The organism is Massilia sp. YIM B02763 (assembly GCF_030412015.1).
GTDB lineage: Bacteria > Pseudomonadota > Gammaproteobacteria > Burkholderiales > Burkholderiaceae_D > Telluria.
The window spans coordinates 1-869 of record NZ_JASNRD010000059.1 but is presented as its reverse complement, the minus strand read 5'-3'; the positions used below and the strand labels follow the sequence as shown (position 1 = coordinate 869).

1 protein-coding gene is annotated in these 869 nt (G+C 61.3%); it reads right to left on the bottom strand.

From position 1 onward, the window contains the following. Positions 1-869: elongation factor Tu (gene tuf, locus QPK32_RS26455; RefSeq protein WP_290415760.1), on the bottom strand; the 869-nt coding region annotated here is incomplete at both ends.

The following is an 869-nucleotide window of genomic DNA, read 5'->3' as shown; positions in this document are numbered from 1 at the left end:
CCACGCTGGACGTCTTCACGCTTGGTACCGCGCAGCAGCAGGCCGACGTTGTCGCCAGCTTGACCTTGATCCAGCAGCTTGCGGAACATTTCCACGCCGGTGCAGGTGGTCTTGACGGTGTCGACGATACCGACGATTTCGATCTCTTCGCCGACCTTGATGACGCCGCGCTCGACACGACCGGTCACCACGGTACCGCGGCCCGAGATCGAGAACACGTCTTCCACCGGCATCAGGAAGGCGCCGTCAACGGCACGTTCCGGGGTCGGGATGTACGAATCCAGGGCTTCGGCCAGACGGATGATGCAGTCTTCGCCCATTTCGCCAGCCTGGCCTTCCAGGGCCATACGTGCCGAACCCTTGATGATCGGCAGGTCGTCGCCCGGGAACTCGTACTTCGACAGCAGTTCGCGCACTTCCATTTCGACCAGTTCCAGCAGTTCCGCGTCGTCGACCAGGTCGCACTTGTTCAGGAACACGATGATGTACGGAACGCCAACTTGACGCGCCAGCAGGATGTGCTCGCGGGTCTGCGGCATCGGGCCGTCAGCGGCCGAGCACACCAGGATCGCGCCGTCCATCTGGGCAGCACCGGTAATCATGTTCTTGATGTAGTCGGCGTGGCCCGGGCAGTCGACGTGCGCGTAGTGACGGTTCGCGGTTTCGTATTCGACGTGTGCGGTGTTGATGGTGATGCCGCGTGCTTTTTCTTCCGGAGCCGCATCGATCTGGTCGTATGCCTTGGCTTCGCCGCCGAACTTCTTCGACAGAACGGTTGCGATCGCAGCCGTCAGGGTGGTTTTGCCGTGGTCAACGTGACCGATGGTGCCGACGTTGACGTGCGGCTTGGTCCGTTCGAATTTTTCCTT